Here is a 292-nt window from a genome sequence, read left to right on the forward strand (position 1 = left end):
GAGCGGGGCGAGCCCCTGCCGATCGGGCGGGGCCGGGTGGTCCGGCGTCCGGAGGGGGCGCGTGTGGCGCTTCTGTCGCTGGGCACGCGGCTCGGGGAGGCCCTGAAGGCGGCCGACCAGCTGGAGGTGTCGGGGGTCGGCGTGACGGTGGCGGACGCGCGGTTCGCCAAGCCGCTGGACGCGGATCTGGTGCTGGATCTTGCGGGCAGCCACGAGGTCCTGGTGACGCTGGAGGAGGGCTCGACGGGGGGCTTCGGTGCGATGGTTCTGCATCTGCTGGCGAGCCGAGGCG

At 74.7% G+C, this 292-nt stretch carries 1 protein-coding gene; it reads left to right on the top strand.

Translation table 11 applies throughout. The features are described from left to right. Positions 1 to 292: transketolase C-terminal domain-containing protein (locus ACLBXP_RS25860; protein WP_447670654.1), on the top strand; the 292-nt coding region annotated here is incomplete at both ends.

This window comes from Methylobacterium sp. A54F (assembly GCF_053346035.1).